This window comes from Rhizobium sp. NFR12 (assembly GCF_900108545.1).
Lineage (GTDB): Bacteria > Pseudomonadota > Alphaproteobacteria > Rhizobiales > Rhizobiaceae > Neorhizobium > Neorhizobium soli.
The window spans coordinates 1-2,317 of sequence record NZ_FNWM01000015.1 but is presented as its reverse complement, the minus strand read 5'-3'; the positions used below and the strand labels follow the sequence as shown (position 1 = coordinate 2,317).

Here is a 2,317-nt window from a genome sequence, read left to right as displayed (position 1 = left end):
AACGCCAAATTCGCTTGGCGCGGGGTGGAGCAGCCCGGTAGCTCGTCAGGCTCATAACCTGAAGGCCGCAGGTTCAAATCCTGCCCCCGCAACCACCGAAACTTGTAAATTCGACCATTCCCCCTCACGCTCGGCGAGCAAGGCTTCGCAGCGGTGCAGGAATTTTGTCTTGTCGGCAAGTGACTTGAACTCTCCAGCAGAACGTATGCGGGCGAACTCCGAAGATTGTTGATGCCGCAGGTCACAGGAGACCTCACGCCAGGCTTCCTGGGCGGCCAGAATCGCGGCGAGGCGACCGTGAATGGTCAGTTCCGCCGTCTTGCCACCCGACGATGGCGCGATGACCACCTGACCTGAGACCCAACTCCCCTCCAGTTTTCGAGAGAGTCTTGGGTTTTCAATCTGGCCTCATGCGGCCTGTTTTTCCATAGCCATTTTCATTGCGAACTCTCTGGGTGTGATGTTGCCCAGCGACGAGTGGGGTCTGTTCCTGTTGTAATCCTCCTTCCATGCGGTGATGGCGGCGCGGGCCTGGGTGAGTGACGAGAACAGGGTCTCGTTGAGGCACTCAAGCTTTCGACGAAGCCGTTTTGCATCGGCTTGCCGGGGGCGATGTAGTGCCATTCGACCTTTGTCTCCTGGCACCATTTGAGGATGGCCATGCTGGTCATCTCCGTGCCGTTGTCCGAGACAATCGTCTTCGGCTTCCCCCGTCTGACGATAAGGGTGTCCAACTCGGGGGCAAGCCGAGCGCCCGACAGAGATGTGTCGGCGACCAGGCACAGGCATTCGCGGGTGAAATCGTCGACAACCGCCAGCACCCGGAAGCGGCGACCGTCGGTGAAGGCATCGCTGATGAAGTCCAAACTCCAGCGCTCGTTGGGGCGTGACGGCAGAGCCAGGGGGCGTCTTGTCCCCAAGGCCCGCTTTCGGCCGCCGCGCTTGCGCACCGTCAGCTTCTCCTCCCGATAGAGACGTCGAAGCTTCTTCAGGTTCATGACGATCCCCTGACGGTCGAGCATCACGTGGATGCGGCGATAACCGAAGCGTCGGCGCTCCGACGCCACTTTCTTCATTGCCTCCCGAATAGTCGCATCGTCAGGCCGCACGCTGCGGTATCGCATGCTCGACCGATCTCACGACAGAACCTCGCACGCCCGACGCTGGCTCACCCCATGCTGCGCACAGACATGAGCCACCACATCCCGCTTCACATCGGGCGTCACCATTAATGGGATGGTCCGCCTCGTCCTCCCGTAGCATTATGAGGCTGTCAAACCGAAGGAGGTTGCAATGCCACAACTCAATGTGCCGCGTTCAGCGGCTGTCTACGGAATTGATATCGGTAAGAACATCTTCCACGTCGTCGGTCTCGGAAGCGATGGCGTGCCAGTTCAGAAGGTTCGTTTCCGACGCGATACGCTGCTACAGTTCTTCGAGCGCGCAGCGCCGGCGATCGTGGGAATGGAATCTTGCGCTGGCTCTCAATGGATTGCCAGGAAGATAAAGGCTCTGGGACATAAGGTGCGCTTGATCCCGGCGCAATTTGTGAAGCCCTACGTAAAATCGAACAAGACCGACATCATCGATGCGGAGGCGATCGCTGAGGCAGCTACGCGACCAACGATGCGGTTTGCAGCGTTCAAGAGCGAGGAACAAGCCGATCTTCAGGCTTTGCACAGGGTGCGAGACCAGATGATCGGAACGCGCACCCGGCTGATCAATCAGATGCGAGCCTTTTGCCTCGAATACGGGATCGCGCTGCGTCAGGGCGCAGGTCTGTTCAAGCTCGACCTGCCACAGGTTCTCGAAGACAAATCGAACGACCTTTCGTCGGCGATGCGTAAGCTGCTCGCAGATCTGTTTGCCGATCTACGCCAATTGGAACAACGTATCGGTGACGTCACACGCGAGATCGAAGCCATAGCCAGTCGAGAGGATGTGGCTCGACGGCTCATGACGATCCCCGGCATCGGAGCATTGGGTGCGACTGCACTTCTTGCTGCGATTGGCAACGGTCGGCAATTCCAAAAAGCCCGCGATCTGGCTGCGTGGCTTGGCCTCGTGCCGCGAGAATACTCGACCGGCGGAAAGCAAAAGCTTCTCGGCATCAGCAAGCGAGGAAACCGCTATGTTCGCAAACTTCTCGTGCATGGCGCACGATCATGCTTTCGGCATCTCGACCGAACACGGGATCGACTGGGGAACTGGCTGGATGGCCTTCAAGCCCGGATGCACCCAAACAAAGCTGTCGTCGCACTTGCCGCAAAAATGGCCCGGATTGTCTGGGTCGTCCTGACCAAGCCTGGAGCACTCT

General features: G+C 58.8%; 1 protein-coding gene, 1 tRNA gene and 1 pseudogene. 2 read left to right on the top strand and 1 reads right to left on the bottom strand.

Annotated features, from left to right (window positions below; genetic code table 11):
• Window positions 1-18 precede the first annotated feature (18 nt).
• Window positions 19-95, top strand: a tRNA-Met gene (locus BLW69_RS22465).
• A gap of 313 nt (window positions 96-408) precedes the next feature.
• On the opposite strand, the pseudogene BLW69_RS22460 reads toward BLW69_RS22465, so the two are convergent.
• Window positions 409-1,229, bottom strand: a pseudogene (locus BLW69_RS22460) (IS3 family transposase); the annotation flags it as partial.
• Between the two features lie 64 nt (window positions 1,230-1,293).
• Here BLW69_RS22460 and BLW69_RS22455 point away from each other — a divergent pair.
• The coding region (locus tag BLW69_RS22455) for an IS110 family RNA-guided transposase (RefSeq protein ID WP_092665526.1) at window positions 1,294-2,317 on the top strand (1,024 nt) is incomplete at its 3' end.